22 protein-coding genes are annotated in these 19167 nt (G+C 58.4%); 11 read left to right on the forward strand and 11 right to left on the reverse strand.

Features of this window, described 5'->3' with window-relative positions:
- Nucleotides 1-2 precede the first annotated feature (2 nt).
- Nucleotides 3-1016: a plasmid segregation protein ParM domain-containing protein gene (parM, locus tag KUV52_RS08270; RefSeq protein WP_222525469.1), complete on the forward strand. Its 1014-nt coding sequence runs from the start codon at nucleotides 3-5 to the stop codon at nucleotides 1014-1016.
- Between the two features lie 9 nt (nucleotides 1017-1025).
- The gene (locus KUV52_RS08275; RefSeq protein ID WP_222525470.1) at nucleotides 1026-1640 is read left to right on the forward strand and encodes a plasmid partitioning/stability family protein; all 615 of its coding nucleotides are present in this window, start codon (nucleotides 1026-1028) and stop codon (nucleotides 1638-1640) included.
- Between the two features lie 36 nt (nucleotides 1641-1676).
- Here the strand turns inward: KUV52_RS08275 and KUV52_RS08280 are convergent, their stop codons facing one another.
- Together KUV52_RS08280 and yegQ are read right to left on the reverse strand one after the other, a co-directional pair.
- The gene (locus tag KUV52_RS08280; RefSeq protein ID WP_222525471.1) at nucleotides 1677-1928 is read right to left on the reverse strand and encodes a YfhL family 4Fe-4S dicluster ferredoxin; all 252 of its coding nucleotides are present in this window, start codon (nucleotides 1926-1928) and stop codon (nucleotides 1677-1679) included.
- 1 nt (nucleotide 1929) lies between these two features.
- Nucleotides 1930-3297, reverse strand: a complete 1368-nt coding sequence (gene yegQ, locus KUV52_RS08285; protein WP_222525472.1) for a tRNA 5-hydroxyuridine modification protein YegQ — start codon at nucleotides 3295-3297, stop codon at nucleotides 1930-1932.
- Nucleotides 3298-3443: 146 nt separating this feature from the next.
- Here yegQ and KUV52_RS08290 point away from each other — a divergent pair, with 146 nt between their 5' ends.
- The gene (locus tag KUV52_RS08290) at nucleotides 3444-4313 is read left to right on the forward strand and encodes an HDOD domain-containing protein (RefSeq protein WP_222525473.1); all 870 of its coding nucleotides are present in this window, start codon (nucleotides 3444-3446) and stop codon (nucleotides 4311-4313) included.
- Between the two features lie 34 nt (nucleotides 4314-4347).
- Here the strand turns inward: KUV52_RS08290 and queF are convergent, their stop codons facing one another.
- The gene (gene queF / locus KUV52_RS08295) at nucleotides 4348-5205 is read right to left on the reverse strand and encodes an NADPH-dependent 7-cyano-7-deazaguanine reductase QueF (RefSeq protein WP_222526813.1); all 858 of its coding nucleotides are present in this window, start codon (nucleotides 5203-5205) and stop codon (nucleotides 4348-4350) included.
- 58 nt (nucleotides 5206-5263) lie between these two features.
- Here queF and syd point away from each other — a divergent pair, with 58 nt between their 5' ends.
- Nucleotides 5264-5887, forward strand: coding sequence for a SecY-interacting protein (syd, locus tag KUV52_RS08300; RefSeq protein ID WP_222525474.1), 624 nt, complete (start codon nucleotides 5264-5266; stop codon nucleotides 5885-5887).
- 36 nt (nucleotides 5888-5923) lie between these two features.
- Here the strand turns inward: syd and KUV52_RS08305 are convergent, their stop codons facing one another.
- Nucleotides 5924-7444 (reverse strand): aldehyde dehydrogenase family protein, encoded by a 1521-nt coding sequence (locus tag KUV52_RS08305; RefSeq protein WP_222525475.1) that lies wholly within the window; start codon nucleotides 7442-7444, stop codon nucleotides 5924-5926.
- Between the two features lie 79 nt (nucleotides 7445-7523).
- Nucleotides 7524-8300: a Zn-ribbon-containing protein gene (locus KUV52_RS08310; RefSeq protein ID WP_222525476.1), complete on the reverse strand. Its 777-nt coding sequence runs from the start codon at nucleotides 8298-8300 to the stop codon at nucleotides 7524-7526.
- Between the two features lie 155 nt (nucleotides 8301-8455).
- On the opposite strand from KUV52_RS08310, the gene KUV52_RS08315 reads away from it, so the two are divergent.
- Entirely contained in the window at nucleotides 8456-9964 is a 1509-nt protein-coding gene (locus KUV52_RS08315) for an MFS transporter (RefSeq protein ID WP_222525477.1), read from the forward strand.
- On the opposite strand, the gene KUV52_RS08320 is transcribed toward KUV52_RS08315, so the two are convergent.
- Nucleotides 9951-10238, reverse strand: coding sequence for a hypothetical protein (locus KUV52_RS08320; RefSeq protein ID WP_222525478.1), 288 nt, complete (start codon nucleotides 10236-10238; stop codon nucleotides 9951-9953). The two genes, KUV52_RS08315 and KUV52_RS08320, sit on opposite strands and share 14 nt — an antisense overlap.
- A 156-nt stretch (nucleotides 10239-10394) precedes the next feature.
- Here KUV52_RS08320 and KUV52_RS08325 point away from each other — a divergent pair, with 156 nt between their 5' ends.
- Nucleotides 10395-10781 (forward strand): DUF3192 domain-containing protein, encoded by a 387-nt coding sequence (locus KUV52_RS08325; RefSeq protein ID WP_222525479.1) that lies wholly within the window; start codon nucleotides 10395-10397, stop codon nucleotides 10779-10781.
- A gap of 2 nt (nucleotides 10782-10783) precedes the next feature.
- Here KUV52_RS08325 and KUV52_RS08330 read toward each other — a convergent pair whose 3' ends face one another.
- A complete protein-coding gene (locus KUV52_RS08330) occupies nucleotides 10784-11014 on the reverse strand; it encodes a DUF2789 domain-containing protein (protein WP_222525480.1) in 231 nt (76 codons plus the stop codon).
- An 81-nt stretch (nucleotides 11015-11095) separates the two neighbouring features.
- On the opposite strand from KUV52_RS08330, the gene KUV52_RS08335 reads away from it, so the two are divergent.
- Nucleotides 11096-11722: a GNAT family N-acetyltransferase gene (locus KUV52_RS08335; RefSeq protein WP_222525481.1), complete on the forward strand. Its 627-nt coding sequence runs from the start codon at nucleotides 11096-11098 to the stop codon at nucleotides 11720-11722.
- A gap of 1208 nt (nucleotides 11723-12930) precedes the next feature.
- Here KUV52_RS08335 and KUV52_RS08340 read toward each other — a convergent pair.
- Both KUV52_RS08340 and KUV52_RS08345 read right to left on the reverse strand, forming a co-directional pair.
- Nucleotides 12931-13347 carry a DUF3301 domain-containing protein gene (locus KUV52_RS08340; protein ID WP_222525482.1) on the reverse strand — a complete coding sequence of 139 codons (417 nt, stop codon included), beginning with the start codon at nucleotides 13345-13347 and terminating at the stop codon, nucleotides 12931-12933.
- A complete protein-coding gene (locus KUV52_RS08345; RefSeq protein WP_222525483.1) occupies nucleotides 13340-14368 on the reverse strand; it encodes a DUF3549 family protein in 1029 nt (342 codons plus the stop codon). Before KUV52_RS08345 ends, KUV52_RS08340 begins: the two co-directional genes overlap by 8 nt.
- 91 nt (nucleotides 14369-14459) lie before the next feature.
- On the opposite strand from KUV52_RS08345, the gene KUV52_RS08350 reads away from it, so the two are divergent.
- From KUV52_RS08350 to KUV52_RS08365, 4 genes are all read left to right on the forward strand, one after another.
- A complete protein-coding gene (locus tag KUV52_RS08350; RefSeq protein ID WP_222525484.1) occupies nucleotides 14460-14786 on the forward strand; it encodes a YqcC family protein in 327 nt (108 codons plus the stop codon).
- Nucleotides 14783-15526, forward strand: a complete 744-nt coding sequence (truC, locus tag KUV52_RS08355) for a tRNA pseudouridine(65) synthase TruC (protein ID WP_222525485.1) — start codon at nucleotides 14783-14785, stop codon at nucleotides 15524-15526. The genes KUV52_RS08350 and truC overlap by 4 nt, the downstream gene beginning before the upstream one ends.
- A gap of 212 nt (nucleotides 15527-15738) precedes the next feature.
- Nucleotides 15739-16212 (forward strand): flavodoxin, encoded by a 474-nt coding sequence (locus KUV52_RS08360; RefSeq protein WP_222525486.1) that lies wholly within the window; start codon nucleotides 15739-15741, stop codon nucleotides 16210-16212.
- A gap of 4 nt (nucleotides 16213-16216) precedes the next feature.
- On the forward strand, nucleotides 16217-17638 hold the full coding sequence (locus tag KUV52_RS08365; RefSeq protein ID WP_222525487.1) for a PTS transporter subunit EIIC: 1422 nt from the start codon (nucleotides 16217-16219) through the stop codon (nucleotides 17636-17638).
- Between the two features lie 3 nt (nucleotides 17639-17641).
- Here the strand turns inward: KUV52_RS08365 and KUV52_RS08370 are convergent, their stop codons facing one another.
- Both KUV52_RS08370 and dapD read right to left on the reverse strand, forming a co-directional pair.
- A complete protein-coding gene (locus KUV52_RS08370; RefSeq protein WP_222525488.1) occupies nucleotides 17642-17989 on the reverse strand; it encodes a DUF3718 domain-containing protein in 348 nt (115 codons plus the stop codon).
- Nucleotides 17990-18336: 347 nt separating this feature from the next.
- Nucleotides 18337-19161, reverse strand: coding sequence for a 2,3,4,5-tetrahydropyridine-2,6-dicarboxylate N-succinyltransferase (gene dapD / locus KUV52_RS08375; RefSeq protein WP_222525489.1), 825 nt, complete (start codon nucleotides 19159-19161; stop codon nucleotides 18337-18339).
- Nucleotides 19162-19167: the final 6 nt, after the last annotated feature.

Raw genomic sequence — 19167 nt, forward strand, 5'->3', positions numbered from 1 at the left:
GGATGGCGGTAGCCAAGATGAAGTTTGCCATTGATGATGGTTCCACCAACGTCAAGATCAGCTGGATTGAGGGAGGTCAGATGCGCAGCATCATCTCCCCCAACTCATTCCGTAAGGACTGGAAGAGTGCCGCTCTGCTGAGCGACAAGAAGGTGTTTAACTACCAGATAGGCACCACCAAGTACACTTTTGATGCCACCTCCGACCGGGCGCTGGCGACCACCCATGTGGCCTATCAATACGACGACCTCAACCTGTTGTCCGTTCATCATGCACTGTTGCAGACCGGCATCGCACCCTGTCCCGTCAGCATCATGGTGACCCTGCCGATCACCGAGTATTACAACGCGGATGATTGCCAGAAGAATGAGGTCAATATCGCCCGTAAGAAAGCCAACCTGATGCGGGAGATCAGCCTGAATAAGGGTGAACTGTTTGAGATCATCGATGTAGAGGTGCTGCCGGAAAGTCTGCCTGCGGTGCTGACCACACTGATGGATTCCGGCGTCAATGAGTTCACCAAGTCCCTGGTGATCGACTGTGGCGGCACCACCCTGGATATGGGCGTGATTGTCGGTGAGTTCGAGGATGTCTCCGGTGTGTATGGCAATGCCGAGATTGGCGTTTCCATGGTGACGGACGCAGCCAGAAAGGCGCTGGCGGCGGCGGACAGTGACGCCAGCTACCTAGTGGCTAACGAACTGATTAAGCGTCGCCATGACCGTGCCTTTGTGGAGCAGGTGATCAACGACCTTTACCGGGTTGACTGGGTGCTCTCCCGCATTGAAGAAAAGATCAGCGAACTGGGCGCCGCCGTGGCTTATGAAGCCAAGACCTTCGCCCGCAACCCAAATCGCATCTACCTGGTTGGGGGCGGCGCTCACCTGGTGGCCCCTGCCATTCGTGAAGCCTACCCCAGCCTGGGCGACAAGATCACCGTCGTGGAGGAGCCCCAGTCCGCTCTGGCCCGGGAGATCTGCTGCTATCACGCCGCGGAGCCGGCCCAAGCCAGTTAAGGAGGTCCTATGCGGATCAGTTGCAGCTTTACCCTGACTCCGGCAAGCCAGGAATCCGATGCTGAGGCGGTGCGCCTCCTGAAAGCCTGGCAGCAGGATGAGCAGGCCCGCGATGCGTCGCCGGAGACCCAGCGTCAGCGCCGCAGTGAGTTTCATCGCCAGATCTATCTCAGCGGCCTGTTTCTGCATCAACTGGCGCCGCGATTGCCGGCTTTGCTGGCGGACGCTCTGGATGGGGCTAAAACGGCGGAACAGTTGGTGGCACTGGCGGAGGGGGCCGGAGTGAGCCTGCGTCCTGAAACCGGGCTGTCAGCGGCGCAATGGCAGAAGCTCAGCACCCTGATGGCGACCGCTCCCACCCTTGACCCCACCCCCATCATTGAAGCGCTGAGTGCCCGGGGCAGTGCCGCGACACCGGCGGAACCAGCGCTGGATGGCGAAGCCCTGCTGGGCAGTGTGGCGGCATTGCAGGCGGGACAATCCCGCACCCTGGCATTACTGACCGCCCTGTCGGAGCAGATGACGGCGCGGGGGGCTGAACCCGGACCGGCAGCGGAGCCGGAACCGGCGCTTTCCGGTCAACTGGAGAAGGCAGGGAAGGTGAAGCAGAAAGGGCTTTGGTAAGGATGAAAAAAGGCAGCCAACAGGCTGCCTTCTCTTTTACGCTTTACCGGTCAGGATCAGGTACTTGGCCATCAGCGTGTCCTGATCTTCCTGATGCTCAGGGTCGACCTCAATGCAATCGATGGGGCAGACACTGATGCAGGTGGGCTTGTCGTAGTGGCCGACACACTCGGTGCACCGGTCGGGATCGATCTCGTAGATCTCCTCGCCCATGGTGATGGCGGAGTTGGGGCACTCCGGCTCACACATGTCGCAGTTGATGCAGCTGTCGAGGATCACCAGCGCCATATCAGAGTTCCTTCGCCTGCGGGTTGCGGGTGGTTTGCCCTTCGCCCAGGTTGCGCATCAGGATGGCGTGGGAAAGATCCAGCTCTTCCGGCAGCGGCAAGTACATGGTGTGGCCGTTGCCCGGTGCCACATCGACGGACTCGCCTTTGCGGGTTTCGATGTGACCCAGGGTCAGGTTCAGGTTGCCCTGAGGGGTCATCAGTTCCACATGGTTGCCCACTTCAAAGCGGTTCTTCACCAGCACTTCAGCCAGACCCTGAGCGTTGCGTTCACCGGTAAACTCACCCACGAACTGCTGCTTGTCGGACACGGAGTAGCCGTAGTCGTAGTTCTGGTAAGTGTCGTGAGTGTGGCGGCGCAGGAAGCCCTCGGTGTAGCCGCGATGAGCCAGGGACTCCAGGCTGTGCATCAGACTCGGGTCAAACGGTTTGCCGGCGGCAGCGTCGTCGATCGCCTTGCGGTAGAGTTGCGCGGTACGGGCCACGTAGTAGAAGCTCTTGGTGCGACCTTCGATCTTCAAGGAGTGCACACCCATCTTGGCCAGACGCTCTACGTGCTGGATGGCACGCAGATCCTTTGAGTTCATGATGTAGGTGCCGTGCTCATCCTCAAACGCCGGCATGTACTCGCCCGGACGGTTCTCCTCCTGAAGCAGGAAGATGCGGTCGGTGCTGGGGCCTTCGCCCAGAGTCGGCTGCTGGATCTGAACTTCAGGTTGCACCGCAATGACGTCACCCGCCTCATTCTCTTTGGCTTCGTGGACATCATACTTCCAACGGCAGGCGTTGGTGCAGGTACCCTGGTTCGGATCACGCTTGTTGATGTAGCCGGATAGCAGGCAACGACCAGAATAGGCCATGCACAGAGCGCCGTGTACGAACACCTCAAGCTCCATCTCCGGTACCTGCATGCGGATCTCTTCGATCTCGTCGAGAGACAGTTCCCGGGACAGAATCACCCGCTCAACCCCTTGCTGCTGCCAGAACTTCACGGAAGCCCAGTTGATGGCGTTGGCCTGTACGGAGAGATGGATCGGCACATCCGGCCACTTCTCTTTGACCATCATGATCAGGCCCGGATCGGACATGATCAGTGCGTCAGGGCCCATTTCAACAACCGGTGTTAAATCCTTAATAAAAGTTTTAAGTTTGGCATTGTGTGGGGCGATATTAGAGACCACGTACAGCTTCTTGCCGAGGGCATGGGCTTCCTGGATACCGGTCGCCAGGTTTTCCAGGTTGAAGTCGTTGTTGCGCACCCGCAGACTATAGCGGGGCTGGCCGGCGTACACGGCATCCGCACCGTACGCGAAGGCGTAGCGCATGTTTTTCAAGGTCCCGGCAGGGGAAAGCAGTTCGGGTTTAAACATGGTGGCCTCAAAGGGGTTCATAGCGGGCGGCAATTCTACTGCTGGCCATCCCCTGTTGCAAATGTAGACAAGAGCGAGTTAACGGCGGTTCCCGACACAACCTATACTGGGGATCACTGCTCAAGGAACGAGTAAAAGAGACAGATATGTCAACGGATCATGCACTGCTGGTGCAACTGCTAGGGAAAGTGAAGAGTGGCGAGCTGGTTTTGCCGAGTCTGCCGGAAGTGGCGATATCGGTGCGGGAGATGGCGCGTCAGCCGGATTGCTCCCTGACAGACCTCGCTGCCGAGATCAGCAAGGACCCCGCCCTGGCGGCTCGTATTGTCAGCCTCTCCAACAGCGCCGCGTTTGGCGGCATCACCAAATCCACCAGCGTTATTGCTGCTGTCACCCGGCTGGGGCTGAATCGGAGCCGGGACCTTGCCGTGGCCGCCGCCATGCAGCAACTGTTCCGCTCTTCCCGCAGCATGACCTGGGACCTGATGGATGAAATCTGGCGCTTCAATGTCGAAGTGGCTTCCTGCGCCTCGGCCATCCTGGCTTGTCAGCATGAGTTGGGGAACCTGAAGCACCTCTCTGCGGATACCCTGCTGTTGGCGGCACTGATCCACAACATCGGGGCTCTGCCGGTGCTTGAGCAGGGTGAGCTTCAGCCGGAGCTCTTTGCTGAGCGCGAGCAGCTTCGGCGCATCATCCAATTGCTGAAGGCACCCATCGGCCGCTCTGTTCTGATGGAGTGGGGGTTTGAGCAGGAGTTGATTGAGGTGGTGCACCGCTGGGCGGATTTCAGCTTCCAGACCCAGCAGGTGGGCTACCTGGACCTGGTTCGCCTGGCGGCGATCTACAGCCGTGAACTGGTGCTGGCTGACCCTTTCCCGGTGGTATTGGAGATGTTTGTCAGCAAAGGGGTGATCCCCAGCCTCGACCTGTTTGGAATGGAAACCTACTTCCTGACCTACAACGAGATCAAAGCCAGTTTCGACAGCGGACCGGGTTACCGGAGAACCGGCTGAATTGAAAAAGGGCACCGTAAGGTGCCCTTTTCTGTTATTGCCGTGCCAGACGCACATTCTCCGGCAGGGATTCAAAGTCGGAGCGGAAGGGGTTGATGTCCAGACCGCCACGACGGGTGTAGCGGGCGTAGACGGTGAGCTGCTGGCAAAAGCAGTAGCGCTTGAGATCCATAAAGATCCGCTCCACACACTGCTCGTGAAACTCGTTGTGGCGGCGGAAGCTGATCAGGTAGCGCAGCAGCGCTTCATGATTGATCTTCGGACCCTTATAGCGGATCTGTACGCTGCCCCAATCCGGCTGGGAGGTGATCAGGCAGTTGGATTTGAGCAGATCGGAGCGCAGGCTCTCCTCCACCACCTCTCCATGCTCATCGGCGGCGCCAGCAAGATGCTCCGGTTCAAAGCTGTAATCGGCGATCTCAATATCCAGATCATCAATCAACTCGCCCTCCAGCTCCGCCAGAGGTTGATGCCGAAATTCGCTGGGCATCACCAGGGTGACATTCACCTCACCATCGGCGCACTGGGATAGGTCCCGGGCCAGCATGGTCTGAAGTTGCTCTACCGATTCGATACGGGTTTGGTTGAAGCTGTTGAGATAGAGCTTGAAGCTCTTGGATTCCACCAGGTTGGTACTGGTTGCCGGCAGCACAAACTGGGCGATGGCGACCATCGGTTTGCCTTTGGCGTTCAGCCAGGAGAGTTCATAGCCGGTCCAGATGTCGGCACCCTGGAAGGGCAGGGCGTCAGTCAGGCCGATGGCATCCCGGTTGAGGGAGCGGGGCACAGGCTGAAGCAGGCTGGGGTCGTACTGATCCTGGTATTCGGTTTTCTGGCCCAGAGTCAGGCCTTTGAGCGCATCGGCGCCGGCGTAAGGGTCGTGATGTGACATGGTCTTCAGTTTTTCTGGCACACTATGTCCCTATTGTACCCCAACTGAGTTTCTAGACATGTCTGTTGAGGCCCTGGCCGCGTTTCATCACCGATATCTCACCTGCTGGCAGCAGAGCCTGGGGCAGGATCCCGTCAGCGACAAGCCTGATCACGGTCCGGCGGAAACCGGTCGCGACAGCGAAGGGCGGGCCCTGTGGCAGGCTCGTCCCAGAGACCCGGCTGGTCAGTTTGATAATGTGGCAAAGGCACTTGAGATTGAGCTGCATCCTGCCCTGGCCGAGCTGTATGGTCACTTCTATGCGGGCAACCTCCACTTTGAGGCGCCGTTTGGCCAGGGAGAGTTGCTGCAGGTCTGGTGTGATGAGGACTTTGTCTATCTGCAGGAGAACCTGATTGGTCATCTGCTGATGAAGCAGAAGCTGAAGCAACCGCCCACCCTGTTTATCGGTCTGGTGGATGAGCTGATGCTGGTGTTGGACAACGCTGATGGCAGCGTCTGGCTGGAGGTGCCGGGGAAGGCGCCTCACCAGAAAGTGGCGGAATCACTCGCTGCCTTACTGGACGAACTCAAGCCAGTCACCCAGTTGCCGGAGATGCCTGCACCGGAAGTGGCGACGCCCTCTTTCGGGCAACGGGTTCGAATTATGCTGAGTCACCTGATGCCCAGTGGTAAGAAATAAAAAAACGGGAGCCGGTAGGCTCCCGTTTTGCTTGGGTCAAAAGAACCCGAGGGGGTTGGGATCGTAGCTGATCAGCAGGTTCTTGGTCTGCTGGTAATTGGATAGCGCCATCTTGTGGGTTTCCCGGCCAATGCCGGATTGCTTGTAACCACCAAATGCCGCGTGGGCGGGGTAGAGGTGGTAGCAGTTCACCCAGACACGGCCCGCCTGAATGCCCCGAGCCATCCGGTAGGCGCGGTTCTGGTCCATGGTCCAGACGCCGGCGCCCAGGCCATAGCTGGTGTCGTTGGCGATGGCCAGTGCTTCGCTTTCATCACGGAAGGTGGTGATGCCAAGGGTGGGCCCGAAGATCTCCTCCTGGAACACCCGCATGTCGTTGCGTCCCTTCAGCAGCGTCGGCTGAACGTAGAAGCCGCCTGCCAGATCGGCGCTGAGTTGAGCGGCCCCACCGCCGAGCAGGAATTCAGCCCCCTCGGCCCTGGCGATCTCCATGTAGGAAAGGATGCGGTCGAACTGCTCCTGAGAAACCTGAGCGCCCACCTGGGTATCGGTATCCAGCGGGTTGCCCTGGCGGATCCCCTGGGCCCGTGCCAGCAGCTTCTCCAAAAATTCCGGGTAGATCGACTCCTGCACCAACGCCCGGGACGGGCAGGTACACACCTCTCCCTGATTAAAGAAGCCCAGCAACAGCCCCTCAAGGCACTTGTCCAGGAAGGCGTCCCCCTGGTTGATAACGTCCTCGAAGTAGATGTTGGGGGATTTGCCGCCCAGTTCCAGCGTGACCGGGATCAGCGAGTCGGCACCACAGCGCATGATGTGTCGCCCCACGTCGGTGGACCCGGTAAAGGCCAGTTTGGCGATGCGGTCAGAACTGGCCAGCGCCTGTCCCGCCTCTTCGCCCAGACCATTCACAACATTGACCACGCCGGGGGGAAGCAGGTCGCCGAGCAGATCCATCAGCACCAGAATGGAGACGGGGGTTTGCTCTGCCGGTTTCAGCACCACGGAACAACCCGCAGCCAGGGCAGGCGCCAGTTTCCAGGCCGCCATCAGCAGCGGAAAGTTCCAGGGGATGATCTGTCCGACCACACCGATCGGCTCATGGAAGTGGTAAGCGGCGGTGTGCGCGTCCAGGTCTGCTGCAGTGCCCTCCTGGGCACGAATGGCGCCGGCAAAATAGCGGAAGTGGTCCACGCAGAGAGGCAGGTCGGCGTTCAGGGTTTCGCGGATCGCCTTACCGTTGTCCCAGGTTTCAACGTAGGCCAGGGTTTCGGCATGCTGCTCAATCCGGTCTGCGATCTTGATCAGCAGATTGGCGCGCTCAGTCACCGATGTGCTGCCCCAGGTTTTCTGAGCGATATGGGCCGCGTCCAGGGCCAGGTTGATGTCATCGGCGTCGGAACGGGCCACTTCGGCAATGACGGAGCCGTCTACCGGGCTGATCGCGTCGAAGTAACGGCCCGATTTAGGTGGCTGCCACTGGCCTCCGATAAAGTTGTCGTAACGGGACTGGAACTGGAACAGGGCACCCTCGGTGCCGGGTTTGGCGTAGATCATGGCGGGTCCTCAAACGGGGTGAGAACGTACCAACCTGCGCTCAAAAAATGACCAAGTTAAGTGGACTTTGGTCGAAGCCTCAGTGCAGGTCCCAGGACAGGTTGGAGACCAGGCGGCAAGCGTCGCATTTGAAGTAGAACAGGTCGTGGATTGGGGTTTCCAGCGCCCACTCCGGATTTCCGCAACGGGGGCACGGGCGGGCGCGCTCCGCTTCCAGGCTTTCACCGCCCACTCGGTAGAGGTAGTAGTAGGTCGGGATTTTGGTGAGGTATTCGATGCGCCCCCTCAAGTCCCAGCCGCGACGGAACAGGGTGCTGTTGGGATCCGCTATCTCTGCCAGGGCGGCAAACTCCACCTGACCGCTGCCCGCCATCTGCAACTCGTCGCAGGCCTGCCACTCAGTTTGCCACTTCACCAGCGCCTTATGGTCACCGTTGAAGGTGGCGGGGAGGCGGTAAAGGGGAACCGGCATCATGGTGTCGCCATCCCGCAGCGGTGAGCAGCTGTGCACATAAGTGGTGTAGAGGATCTGCCATTGCTCCGGCAGGGACTCGGCACTGGCTTCGGAGTTGATGTCGCGGCCAAGCACTTTTACGCGGGGCTGCAGCAACTTGGCCTCGGTTAAGGCATCCAGAGCCTGTCGCACCCAGGGGGAGTGAAACCGGCTCTGCAGGCTCTCCTGCTCCGGACACATGGCCCGCAACCGGAATTCCGCCTCGTTCTGCACCAGAGGAAACTCTCTGCCCAGCAGTTGGCCGTTATGGCGCCACGCCTCCATCAAGCCATTGATGGCTCGTTCCACCGCACTCAGGGTGGTGTCAGCAAAGCATTCGAAACGGATCTCAACCAGGTACATCGGGGGCTCCTCTCTGTGGGGGCGCCAGTATAGCGGTGCCCTCCGGATACGCCAACGACCGCATCAAATATGGGGGAGGTGGCCTTGCCCCCTTGCCATTTCAACTCAGCTCGGTATGTTTTGTATAAAGTATAAAAAGGAAAAGGGTTTCACGGATGGATACGCAAAACCCGGCGCTGGATCACGGGCGTCGATTGGGGATTTGGGCGGCGCTGGCCAGCCTGGGGTATGTCTTTTGGGTCGTGGGCGGCATGGAGCTGGTCGAGCGACTGGCTTACTACGGGGTGAAAACCACTGCGCCTATCTATGCCACGGATGCCCGCTCTGACGGCGGCCTGGGCCTGACCATGACCCAATTTGGCCACGTGCTGCTGGCCTGGGCACTGTTCCAATCCTTTGTGCCGGTGTTCTTCGGAGGCCTGGCAGACCGTCTGGGCTACAAGGAGACCATCGCCCTGGCGACGGTCCTGAAGGCGGCCGCTTACCTGGTGATGGCCTGGTTTCCCTCCTTCTGGGGCTTTCTGGGCGGGGCGGCACTGCTGGCCTTTGGTACCGGTATCTTTAAACCGGGGATTCAGGGGACGTTGGTAAAGTGCAGTCGGCCGGACAACTCCGCCATGGCGTGGGGGGTGTTCTACCAGATGGTGAACATCGGAGGGTGGATTGGTCCGCTGCTGGCGGCACAACTCCGATTGCTCTCCTGGGATAAGCTGTTCTACTGCTGCGCCGCCATCATTCTGCTGAACTTCCTGCTGCTTCTGACCTACAAAGAGCCGGGCCGCGAGCAACGGCTGCGCCAGCCCCGACTGCAGGGAAGCCTGTGGCGGGACGCCTGGCGCGAGATCCGCCAGCCCTACCTGATACGGTACGTCATGGTGTTTTCCGGCTTCTGGTTCATGTTTATGGCGCTGTTTGATGTGCTTCCGGTTTACGTCAGAGACTGGGTGGACACCAGTGCCATCGTCACCACCCTGTTTGGCGACAGCAGCCCAAGCGCTATCTGGCGGGGATTGTTGGCGATGAACCCGGAGGGCACCATGGTGCTGCCCGAGGGGATCATGAACGTCAACTTTGGGCTGATTATGCTGGTCTGTTTCCTCTACGCTGGCCTGGCGGGGCGATTGGGTACGGTGCCCTCATTGATCGCCGGCACCGGGCTGTGTGCGTTGGGCCTGTTGCTGCTGGGCGCGTCCCACATGGCGTGGCTGGTGGTGCTGGCGGTGGTGATCTTCAGCTCTGGCGAGATGCTGGCCAGCCCAACCAGCAGTAAGTTCATCGGTAACATCGCTCCCCCGGATAAGAAAGCGATGTACCTGGGCTTTAAAGAGCTGCCCTACGGTATCGGTTGGGTTCTGGAAACGCTGGTGGGCCCACGTCTTTATGACGCTACCGGTTCCCGCGAGACCTTGGCTCGGGAAACCCTGTCGGAGCAGTATGGCTTGAGTGCCACAGCCCTGGCGGATATCCCGGCTGGTGAGGCGTTCTCTAGCTTGGTGACACTCAGTGGTCAGTCGGAGGCGGTGATGCGGGAGATGCTCTACCAGAGTAACGCGGTTGGCACCGTCTGGTATGTGATGGGCGGGGTAGGGCTTGCCAGCACCCTGGGCCTGGTGATCTTCGGGCGCTGGCTAAAACGGCAGGGGTCGGCGCTTAACGCGGCTTAAGGTTCTCCAGTTCCGCTTTCAGCTGCGCCACTTCCAGGCGCAGCATATCAATCTGCTGTTGCAGTTGTGCCGGTGTGGGCTCCGACGTCATGACCGGCGCTTCGGGTGCCGGTTCTGATAGGGGTTGAGGTGCCACCTTCCACTGCTGCAGTGCCTGAATCAATACCGGCATGGGGTAGCTTTTGGCACCGAGCCTGGCTTTCAACTGGGCCAGGGTCGGAGTGCGTCCTGACTCGCTAAGGCGGGTCAAAGCTCGTCGAATGTTGTCGTCCATGGGCGCTCTGAGTTGGTCTGTTTCGCTAAAAGTTTGCCTTATTACCAACCTGGTCGCCAATGTTTAAAATTAGGTTGTTGTATTTTATGGGAATTTTCAGTTGGCACGTGCTCTGCTTAGAGAGTGTTGTTAACCCAACAGAATAAGGATGTCGATATGAACAAGAAGGTGACGCTGGCGGCAATTTTGGCAGTGACTTTGGCCGGGCCTTTGTCTGGTTGCGTAATTGCTGTTGGTGATAAGGGAGACTGGGATAGCGGTTCCAGCGCTGACTGGGAGCAGGTTCAGGATCAAAATCGTCGCAAGCTGGAGCAGGTCGCGCTGGGCATGAGCCTTAATGAAGTACGAGGCATCATGGGGACGGCGGAGTTCAACGAGTTGTACCAACAGGACGATAAGCAGATCCAGGTGCTGTTCTACCGCACCCACAGAACGCGCAGCGACGGGAAAACCACCAAAGAGGAGTGCACCCCTATCGTGCTGACCGATGGTCAGGTTACCGGCTGGGGTGATACCGCCTTCCAGAACGCTGTGCGCCTGTAAACTCAGCTGCGCAGCAAGGTGTCCAGGATGTCGATGGTTTCGCTCCATTCGGCATCCTGGGCTCGCTCCTCTCTTAAAAACGCCTTCTGACTCTCGCTCCAGAAAGGCGCTTCCTCCAGACGCTCATGCCGCCCGAGGTGGTGACGTCGAATAAAGGCATCAACGGCGTCCGGCCGGGGATCCAACCCCAACTGCTTGAACAGATGCCCCAGATCATGAGGGGTAGTGTCCATCGATTCGCTCCACGCTTGCTTTTTGACTAGTGTTTGTTCGATGTTTGAACAGGTCAAGCTTGCAAGGATAGGAGCCCAGCCATGGAATTGGCCAACGAGATGCCCCATCAGCCCCATGTGGCGGAGTTAAAGACCGAAGATTTGCGGGTTGCCGCATCGCTGCTGTTAAACGCGTACCGCGAGGATCCGTTCTTTCAGTCGATACTGCCAGCCAGCGATTATGATCAGCGCTTGCGGGCAGCTATCCGTGAGGAGTTGCAGATCCTCTGGCAGGAGGGGCAACAGATGATAGGTCTGTTTGTCGATGATACCTTGATAGGTATCGCTGCCCTGCTGGAGGCCACCTGTCCTAAAGGTCACAATCGTTACTGGAACTGGCGACTGAAAATGGCCCTGGGCGCGGGTTGGGGCCCCGCCCGTCAATGGATGGCCAGAGAGGAAGCGTTACAGGATCTCACGCCTGACCAGCCCTATACCCTACTGCAGTTTATTGCCATTGCACCGCACTACCAGGGTAAGGGCTATGGCCATCAGTTGCTGCAAGCGATTGTGGCATTGGCAGAGCGTACACAGGTCAACCTGGCCGCTTATGTTTACCAGCCAGAACACGTTGCCTTGTTCTCCTCTCAGAACTTTGAATCCATTGGTGAAATTAACTCGAGTGGTGCGGCGGGCCAGCTGTTTTTCAAGCGCTGCGCTGAGGCGTGAATGTCGGCTGGGGTGAGACAAGGTCTTACTTCTTTGTGAGATATCTCTTACACGGGTGTGAGATATCCATGTCGGATAAGGTAGGGCCGAACTGCAACGATAATGTTAAATCTCTTTATAAACATGGGCTTGTGGCAATGTGACCGATGTCAGACTTTTTCCTGTTTTGTGTGCTTCTTCCCCTATGTCTTGCTCTGAACCGGCCTCGGGATACAATGGCACTGTGTCAAAGGAACGGCGCCCAGCTTAATCCTCAGGTACTGACAGGGAGTCGGAACCGAGCAGGTGAAAGTGGGGAATGGTGGCCCCTTTCTGACAGGGAGTCGGATCGGTAGACCTCATTCAATTGTTAGGACGACAGTTGCCAGGGAAGACAGTAGGACACCTCCAGGATGGAGAGCGATCGGCAACAGGACGTTGTCGTAATAGGGAGATAAGTGACTTCGGTCACAAGGAAGCCCAGGGAAGAGGCCAAGGAAGACGCCAGGAACGGCAATCAGTACGCAGGGATGGGCCAGGGAGTGGCACCAATTTAAGCCGGACAGCTTAACGCAAAAACAAGGGGCGCAACTTAGGTTGCGCCCCGTTCTATTTGGGGCGGCCTTAACGGTTTTCGCTCTTGTCACACCGCCCGGATGTACGGGTTAAAAGGGGCCTTACTGCCCAATCCGCTCTGTCTCCCTCTCGTGTAAGTCATCTCTCACAATGCTGTGAGATGACGTCAGTTCATGATGTCCGTCGCATCAACATTATTTAAAATTAATTCAATAAAATCATATTCTTATCCTTTTGCTTTCTCTGGGTGCAAGCGGATGTGGTTGATTTTGATAGGTAAGCCGCACTTGTGAGAGCCGAGACCTGTCCTACAATTAGTCACGTATCGAAACCGAATTCATCGGCTCGGGAGTGAGTGCAGGAAGCGCGATACGACTGAGTTGAGACTCGAAGCAACAGGATGTGGCCGGGTCAAACTGTTTTCAGGGACGATATAGGACATCTCCAGGATGGAGAGTGATCGACCACAGGATGGGGTCGTGGTAAGGACGCCAGTACTTCGGTACAGGGAAGCTGATGGATCAGCCCAAGGAAGACGCCAGGACGGCAAAATACGCAAGGATGACTAGGGAAGACAATCTGCAACGGATGGCAGCGTAAAGGCAGTACCCGAACCGCAACAGAATCTCTGTTGCGGTTCTTTTTTGTGCACGCTACCGGCAGCCACTTCCGCAGTTGCTTTTGGGGCCGCAACTGCTGGCACCGCCACCACAACTGCCCATACCGATACGCCCCTTTGCGGTAGGGGCTTGCTGCCACTCGGGTTCGGGATAGAAGGGCATATGGATCGCCTTCAGCCGCTGCCCCTGCATCTCCAGCCGTGCGGTAAGTTGGTTCATGCCATCGGTACTGAATTCACACAGGTACTCGCAATGCCAGCCAATGCCACTGCCGGGAACACGACCCAGACGGGCGCGGCTTCGGGCCACATTCAAAAGCTGTAGGCGACGTTGCTGGCAGGCCCGCTGAGCGTGGAACTGGGCCACTTCTGAGATACGGCGGAGCTGCCAGAAGAAGGCGCCAATGCCCGCCAGAATCATCAGGGCGATCAGGTCATAAAGGTCAATCACGGCGCGCTCCTTTTACGCTCTCCACCAGTCGGGCTACCGCAAGATTCAGTGCCTCTGAACGCTCAGGAGAGCGCAGCGACATCAACACCCATGCTCGCTGGCCCGGAATGGCCACGAGATCACTGTATATCTGGTTAAACAGGGGCCCGGGATACTGGGCCAAATGCTCAAGATATCGGGGCATTTGATGCTGGTCCAGTGCTTCCCAGAGGCGCGCAGCCAGGACGATGAGGGTTTCCTGATCCAGATTTGGCTGGCTCAGCAGCTGATCTACGGCGTGATCCCGGGCTTCAACTGAACCGGCGAGGGCACGCAGGCACAGTTGACGCTCATGGGGCTCCTGGCTAATGCACCAGCGCCGATACCAGGCTTCACCCACCAGGTTGCTGATGGGGCCGTGCTCCATCACCGAACCGAGGGCGCTCAATGGCTCGAACGGCATCGCCGCAATGGCTTTCGCCAGTGATTCGTCATCAGCGCTGTTGGGACGGCTGACCAGATCGGCAAATCCCTGAAGTCCCAACTGGTGCCATGCCTCCCAGGGATGCTGGCCACTGACGTATTGCTGTACCGGCTCAAAGTAGACGGAAGCAGGCTGTGCCAGGTGTTTGCGAACCAGGGCGTTGAACAGGGCCATCTTCTCCTGCCCCGGTGTGAAGGTGAAGGGGTTGTTGGCCAAGCGCTCCTCCTGCTCTTCGCTCAGTGCAGCAGCAGGATCCTGACCCAGCGCTTCCATCACCATCTGCAGAAATTGGTTGCGGGCAGCGGGGTTCAGCAGGCCCCGCTCATCCAGGGGGAGTTTCAGAAACCAGACGTAGTGCTGGTTTGAGGCTTTGGCGTTCCAGAATAGGATCCCCAGCCAGGCAAATCCCGCACGAGGGGTGGGATAGGGCAGGGTGCCAGCCTCAAGTTGGGCAAACAGAATGGGATCCAGCGGGCGTACCCGGCGACCCAGGTCGTAGACCTGAAACTGGGTATCGGCCTTGGTCAGAAATTCGCTCAGGGTGGTGATCGCTTCCATAACGGCTCAGTCCGGATTTTTGCGGCCATTATAGGGGGAGGGCGGAGCAGATGGTATGATTCCGCGCCCAGCTAGCCCACAGGAGAGATCCATGCCACATTCGGCCTCGGTGAGTGCCACTTTAGATGCCATTGAGGAGGCGATGAAAATGGCCCAACTCTGGCAAACCACACCGCCCACTCCGGAAGCGCTGGCCAGCGTTCAGCCTTTCTGTTGTGACACTCTGGCGTTTGAGCAGTGGGTTCAGTGGGTGTTGCTGTCTCGCCTGCGGGCATTGATTGAAGGCAAGCTGCCTCTGCCCAACAATGCTGCCATTGCCCCAATGGCGGAGGAGGCGTGGGGTGGCCAGCCCCAGTTTGAGTCGGTAACCGCGCTGCTGCGGAAGCTGGATGCCCAGTTGACCGGAGGTCAGGCATGATTGAGATCCTATATGAGGATGAGTATCTGGTGGCGGTGCATAAGGCCTCCGGCCTGCTGGTGCACCGCAGCTGGCTGGATCGGCATGAGACTCAGTTTGCCATGCAGATGACCCGGGATGCGGTGGGCTGCCACGTTTTTCCGGTACACCGGCTGGACCGCCCTACCTCAGGGGTGCTGCTCTTTACCAAGAGCGCGGAAACGGCGCGGGCCCTGTCTGAACAGATGGCAGCGCACCGCATCGACAAACATTATCTGGCCCTGGTGCGGGGCTACATCCATGAAGCGGGCGAGCTGGATTACCCGTTGAAAGTGGAGTTGGATGAGATCGCCGACAAAATGGCGAACAAGGATAAGGCGCCTCAGGACGCCATCACCCGTTACCGCCCACTGGCCAAGGTGGAACTGCCTCATCCGGTTGGACGCTACAGCACGACCCGCTACTCCCTGATGTCACTGGAGCCTCAAACGGGTAGGAAACACCAACTGCGTCGGCATATGGCGCATCTCCGTCACCCCATTGTTGGCGACACCACCCACGGGGATGGTCGTCATAACCAGTTTTTCCGGGATCACTTTGGTATGCAGAGACTCTGGCTGATCGCCAAGGGGCTGGGCTTCACTCATCCAGTAAGTGGCGAGGCAGTTTGGGTGGAGGCGCCACTGGAATCGGAGTGGTTGACGCTGTTTGACGCCTTCGGCTGGTCAACGGATCAACAGGATTATCTCATCCGGTCTTAGGCTTGGGTTTGCCGTTCCAGAGTAATGGCAGCGACTTGTGCTCCGCCATAAAGAATAGGGTGCGGCGGATCTGCCTTCGGTGGGTTACTTTACGGTGCGTTTGACGCCGTCGGAGACTGCGTTGTTGCATGTTGGGCCTTCCCTGAGACCAGTTGCGCCGGAGTGCCCCTTACAGTAAGTTGGAAACCTCTCGGTTTCAAGTGGGTCACTCAATGGCAGCATTTTATCTGGCGGTGGGCAGCGTGTACGGTGCGGCTGAGCATGTCGCCGAACAGCTGGAAGCTAAATTGACCCAGCAGGGGCACTCCGTCCAGTGGATAGAGAGTGATGACCCCGAGTCAATCGTGGCCGTTGCCAGCGATGTTCTGATGGTGATCACTTCGACCACGGGCAGCGGTGACCTTCCAGACAATCTGGCGCCGCTGTTCTACGCCCTTAAAGACCGCTTCCCGATGTTGCCCGGCCTCCGTTATGGCGTGATCGCCCTGGGGGACAGCAGCTACGGTGAGACCTTCTGTGGTGCCGGACGTCAGTTTGATGAGTTGCTGACGGAACTGGGTGCCCGGCGGATTGGTGAGCGGTTGCAGATTGACGCTTGCGAGACCTTTGCTCCCGAGGAGGAGGCGCTTAAGTGGCTGCCGCAGTGGCTGGCTCAGCTTGAGCGGCAGCCTGTCAACGCCGAGTAAAGCTATGACGACCGGCTGGTTCCATCGCCTGCAACGGATTGGCAAGGCGCTGATGATGCCGGTGGCCGTATTGCCTGTGGCCGGGCTGTTGGTTGGCCTAGGCACCAGTCCCATCCCCTTTATCCCTGACCTGCTCGGCGATCTGCTGCTCTACAGCGGCGCTGCCGTATTCTCATTGCTGCCACTGATGTTTGCCATCGCCGTGGCGCTGACCTTCTGTCACCAGGATGGCACCGCGGCGCTGGCCGCGACGACCGGTTACGCGTCGATGCTGGCTTCCATGGCCGTACTGGCGATGCATTTCGAGTGGCCGACCCGCCAGGTACTGGGGTTCGATACCCTGGATACCGGAGTGCTGGGTGGCGTCCTGATGGGATTGGTGACCAGCCTGGTGTATCGGCGTTTCTATCAGACGAAGTTGCCGGAGTTTCTGGCCTTCTTTGCTGGGCGCCGACTGGTGCCGCTGGTGAATGTCCTGGCGGGCATGGTACTGGCGGTGGTTCTCGCCTCGTTATGGCCCCTTCTGGCCATGAGCCTGGAGCGTTTTTCTGAGTGGGCCATCTATCAGCAGCCCACCTTGGCCTGGGGGCTCTACGGTGCAGTAGAGCGTCTGCTGATCCCGCTGGGTCTGCATCATATCTGGAATCTGACCTTTTTCTACGAGCTGGGCAGCTACACCACGCCCGGAGGCTACCTGGTTCAGGGTGAGGTGGGGCGTTTTCTGGCGGGGGATCCCAACGCAGGCCACCTGGCAGGGGGGTACCTGATCAAGATGTTTGGTTTGCCAGCGGCGGCGCTGGCGATATGGCGCTGTGCTGAGCCGGCCCAGCGAGCCCAGACCGGGGGTATTATGTTGTCGGCGGCAGTCACCTGCATGCTGACCGGCGTAACCGAACCGATTGAGTTCGCCTTTCTGTTTATCTCCCCCCCACTGTTTTTTATCCACGCTCTGTTGACCGGCCTGGCTTACGTGGTCGCGGTGCAACTGGCCATTCACCACGGCATCGTGTTTTCTCAGGGGCTGGTGGATTTCAGTCTCTACTTCCACCTCGCTGACAACCTGGAGCAGATGGTTTGGCTCGGGCCGCTGTTTGCGGTGCTGTACTACTTGGTCTTCACGATGGTAATTCGCCGCTTTGACCTGCCCACACCGGGACGCCACCGTCAAAGAGTGCGCCGCGTTACCGAAGCGTCGGCCCAGGCGATACTCAAAGCGCTGGGAGGGGCGGAGAATCTCAAAGATCTGGATGCTTGTCTGACCCGACTGCGGCTATCGGTTTTTGAGCCTGAAAAGGTGGATGAGGACGCGCTTCGCCGTCTGGGAGCGAAGGGCGTCATTCGACATGGCCACGGGGTCCAGGTTGTGGTCGGACCCCGGGCAGAAGGATTGAAAGCGGCGCTACAAGGTGCCCTTGCTCAATCGTAATCTTTACTCCTCAAACCAGACATGGACCGGTTGATTCATGGACAGATCCTGAATGGTAACGGTACCCGGGATGAAGCGCTCAATGCGAGCAGCGGTACGATCATTGCCGCGGCTCAATGCAAATGTGTGAATATCCTCGCCGTTGCACATCAGATTGGGCAACACGTTATAGCCATTGATGCGGTAGGTCTTCATGGTCTGATTGAAGGTTACGGGGCGGTTGGTCAGGCTGGCCTTGCATACGGCCACCAAAGACTGCTCCATCCATCCGGTATAAGGGGCTGCCTGACTGACTCCGGAGGCCAGTAAACCTGCGGTCAGGGTAGCGGCAATCATGTAGCGTGTTTTCATGGTTTGGCTCCTGCGTAGCGTATGTTTAACGCCTAATAAAGATGGGAGCCAAAGGCGGTTCTTTCCTATGTCGGGGTGTTGCTGAGTTTTGCTGTGGCGGAAAAGGGCGTGTTTGATGGCGTAACGTATTGACCTAAAGTCGGAATCCGCTAAATGGCTGGTTACAACAATATTGCGGTACAGGGGTTGTTGGGATCGTTTCAGGCCGAGTTGGGAGCGCTTTGTGTGAAGATGAAAAAAAAGGTGTCTGTGGAGACAAATGGCCCCCTCCAGACACCTTTTTTACCTTTGCTTACCTTCCTTACCCATCGTTACACTTTTAACGACAGAAAGGCGCAGTCATGGCGTTATTCGGCGCTGCGCAGCAGCTCATTGATGCCCACTTTGCCACGGGTCTTGGCATCCACCTTCTTCACGATGATGGCAGCGTACAGGTCACAGGTACCGCACTTGGAGGGCAGGGTGCCTGATACCACTACGGAGCCCGCAGGAACGCGACCGTAGTGGATCTCGCCGGTTTCGCGATCATAGATGCGGGTGCTCTGGCCGATGTAAACGCCCATGGAGATCACGGAACCCTCCTCGACGATCACCCCTTCAACCACCTCGGAACGCGCGCCGATAAAGCAGTTGTCTTCGATGATGGTCGGGCTGGCTTGCAGCGGCTCAAGTACGCCACCGATGCCAACGCCACCGGAGAGGTGAACATTCTTGCCGATCTGGGCACAGGAGCCTACGGTGGCCCAGGTGTCGACCATGGTGCCTTCGTCCACATAGGCGCCGATATTGACGTAGGAGGGCATCAGCACGGTGTTCTTGGCAATAAAGGCGCCCTGGCGAACGGTCGCCGGCGGCACAACACGCATCCCTTCAGCGCGGAAACGGGCTTCATCGTAGCCAGCAAACTTCATCGGTACTTTATCGAAGTAACGGGTTTCAGCGCCGTCCATCACCTGGTTGTCGAACAGTCGGAACGACAACAGCACCGCCTTCTTCAGCCACTCATTCACCACCCATTTGTCGCCCTGTTTCTCGGCAACACGGGCTTCACCGCTGTCCAGCATGGCCAGAACGGATTTTACGTCTGCCACCAGGGCAGCGTCAGCGTTAGCGGGGGTGATGTTGGCGCGGTCTTCGAAGGCCGCTTCGATGCGTTGTTGCAGTTCGGTCATTCCGTA

The organism is Ferrimonas balearica (genome assembly GCF_019802055.1).
GTDB lineage: Bacteria > Pseudomonadota > Gammaproteobacteria > Enterobacterales > Shewanellaceae > Ferrimonas > Ferrimonas balearica_A.

Excerpts from the sequence above, each read along its gene's own strand:
- KUV52_RS08330 (WP_222525480.1), bottom strand. The coding sequence starts at position 11,014 with ATGGACACTACCCCTCATGATCTGGGGCATCTGTTCAAGCAGTTGGGG.
- truC (WP_222525485.1), top strand. The coding sequence starts at position 14,783 with ATGATTGAGATCCTATATGAGGATGAGTATCTGGTGGCGGTGCATAAG.
- KUV52_RS08325 (WP_222525479.1), top strand. The coding sequence starts at position 10,395 with ATGAACAAGAAGGTGACGCTGGCGGCAATTTTGGCAGTGACTTTGGCC.
- parM (WP_222525469.1), top strand. The coding sequence starts at position 3 with ATGGCGGTAGCCAAGATGAAGTTTGCCATTGATGATGGTTCCACCAAC.
- KUV52_RS08305 (WP_222525475.1), bottom strand. The coding sequence starts at position 7,444 with ATGATCTACGCCAAACCCGGCACCGAGGGTGCCCTGTTCCAGTTCCAG.
- syd (WP_222525474.1), top strand. The coding sequence starts at position 5,264 with ATGTCTGTTGAGGCCCTGGCCGCGTTTCATCACCGATATCTCACCTGC.
- KUV52_RS08370 (WP_222525488.1), bottom strand. The coding sequence starts at position 17,989 with ATGAAAACACGCTACATGATTGCCGCTACCCTGACCGCAGGTTTACTG.
- KUV52_RS08290 (WP_222525473.1), top strand. The coding sequence starts at position 3,444 with ATGTCAACGGATCATGCACTGCTGGTGCAACTGCTAGGGAAAGTGAAG.
- KUV52_RS08345 (WP_222525483.1), bottom strand. The coding sequence starts at position 14,368 with ATGGAAGCGATCACCACCCTGAGCGAATTTCTGACCAAGGCCGATACC.
- KUV52_RS08365 (WP_222525487.1), top strand. The coding sequence starts at position 16,217 with ATGACGACCGGCTGGTTCCATCGCCTGCAACGGATTGGCAAGGCGCTG.
- KUV52_RS08315 (WP_222525477.1), top strand. The coding sequence starts at position 8,456 with ATGGATACGCAAAACCCGGCGCTGGATCACGGGCGTCGATTGGGGATT.
- KUV52_RS08320 (WP_222525478.1), bottom strand. The coding sequence starts at position 10,238 with ATGGACGACAACATTCGACGAGCTTTGACCCGCCTTAGCGAGTCAGGA.
- KUV52_RS08310 (WP_222525476.1), bottom strand. The coding sequence starts at position 8,300 with ATGTACCTGGTTGAGATCCGTTTCGAATGCTTTGCTGACACCACCCTG.
- KUV52_RS08350 (WP_222525484.1), top strand. The coding sequence starts at position 14,460 with ATGCCACATTCGGCCTCGGTGAGTGCCACTTTAGATGCCATTGAGGAG.
- KUV52_RS08335 (WP_222525481.1), top strand. The coding sequence starts at position 11,096 with ATGGAATTGGCCAACGAGATGCCCCATCAGCCCCATGTGGCGGAGTTA.
- dapD (WP_222525489.1), bottom strand. The coding sequence starts at position 19,161 with ATGACCGAACTGCAACAACGCATCGAAGCGGCCTTCGAAGACCGCGCC.
- yegQ (WP_222525472.1), bottom strand. The coding sequence starts at position 3,297 with ATGTTTAAACCCGAACTGCTTTCCCCTGCCGGGACCTTGAAAAACATG.
- KUV52_RS08275 (WP_222525470.1), top strand. The coding sequence starts at position 1,026 with ATGCGGATCAGTTGCAGCTTTACCCTGACTCCGGCAAGCCAGGAATCC.
- KUV52_RS08360 (WP_222525486.1), top strand. The coding sequence starts at position 15,739 with ATGGCAGCATTTTATCTGGCGGTGGGCAGCGTGTACGGTGCGGCTGAG.
- queF (WP_222526813.1), bottom strand. The coding sequence starts at position 5,205 with ATGTCACATCACGACCCTTACGCCGGCGCCGATGCGCTCAAAGGCCTG.
- KUV52_RS08280 (WP_222525471.1), bottom strand. The coding sequence starts at position 1,928 with ATGGCGCTGGTGATCCTCGACAGCTGCATCAACTGCGACATGTGTGAG.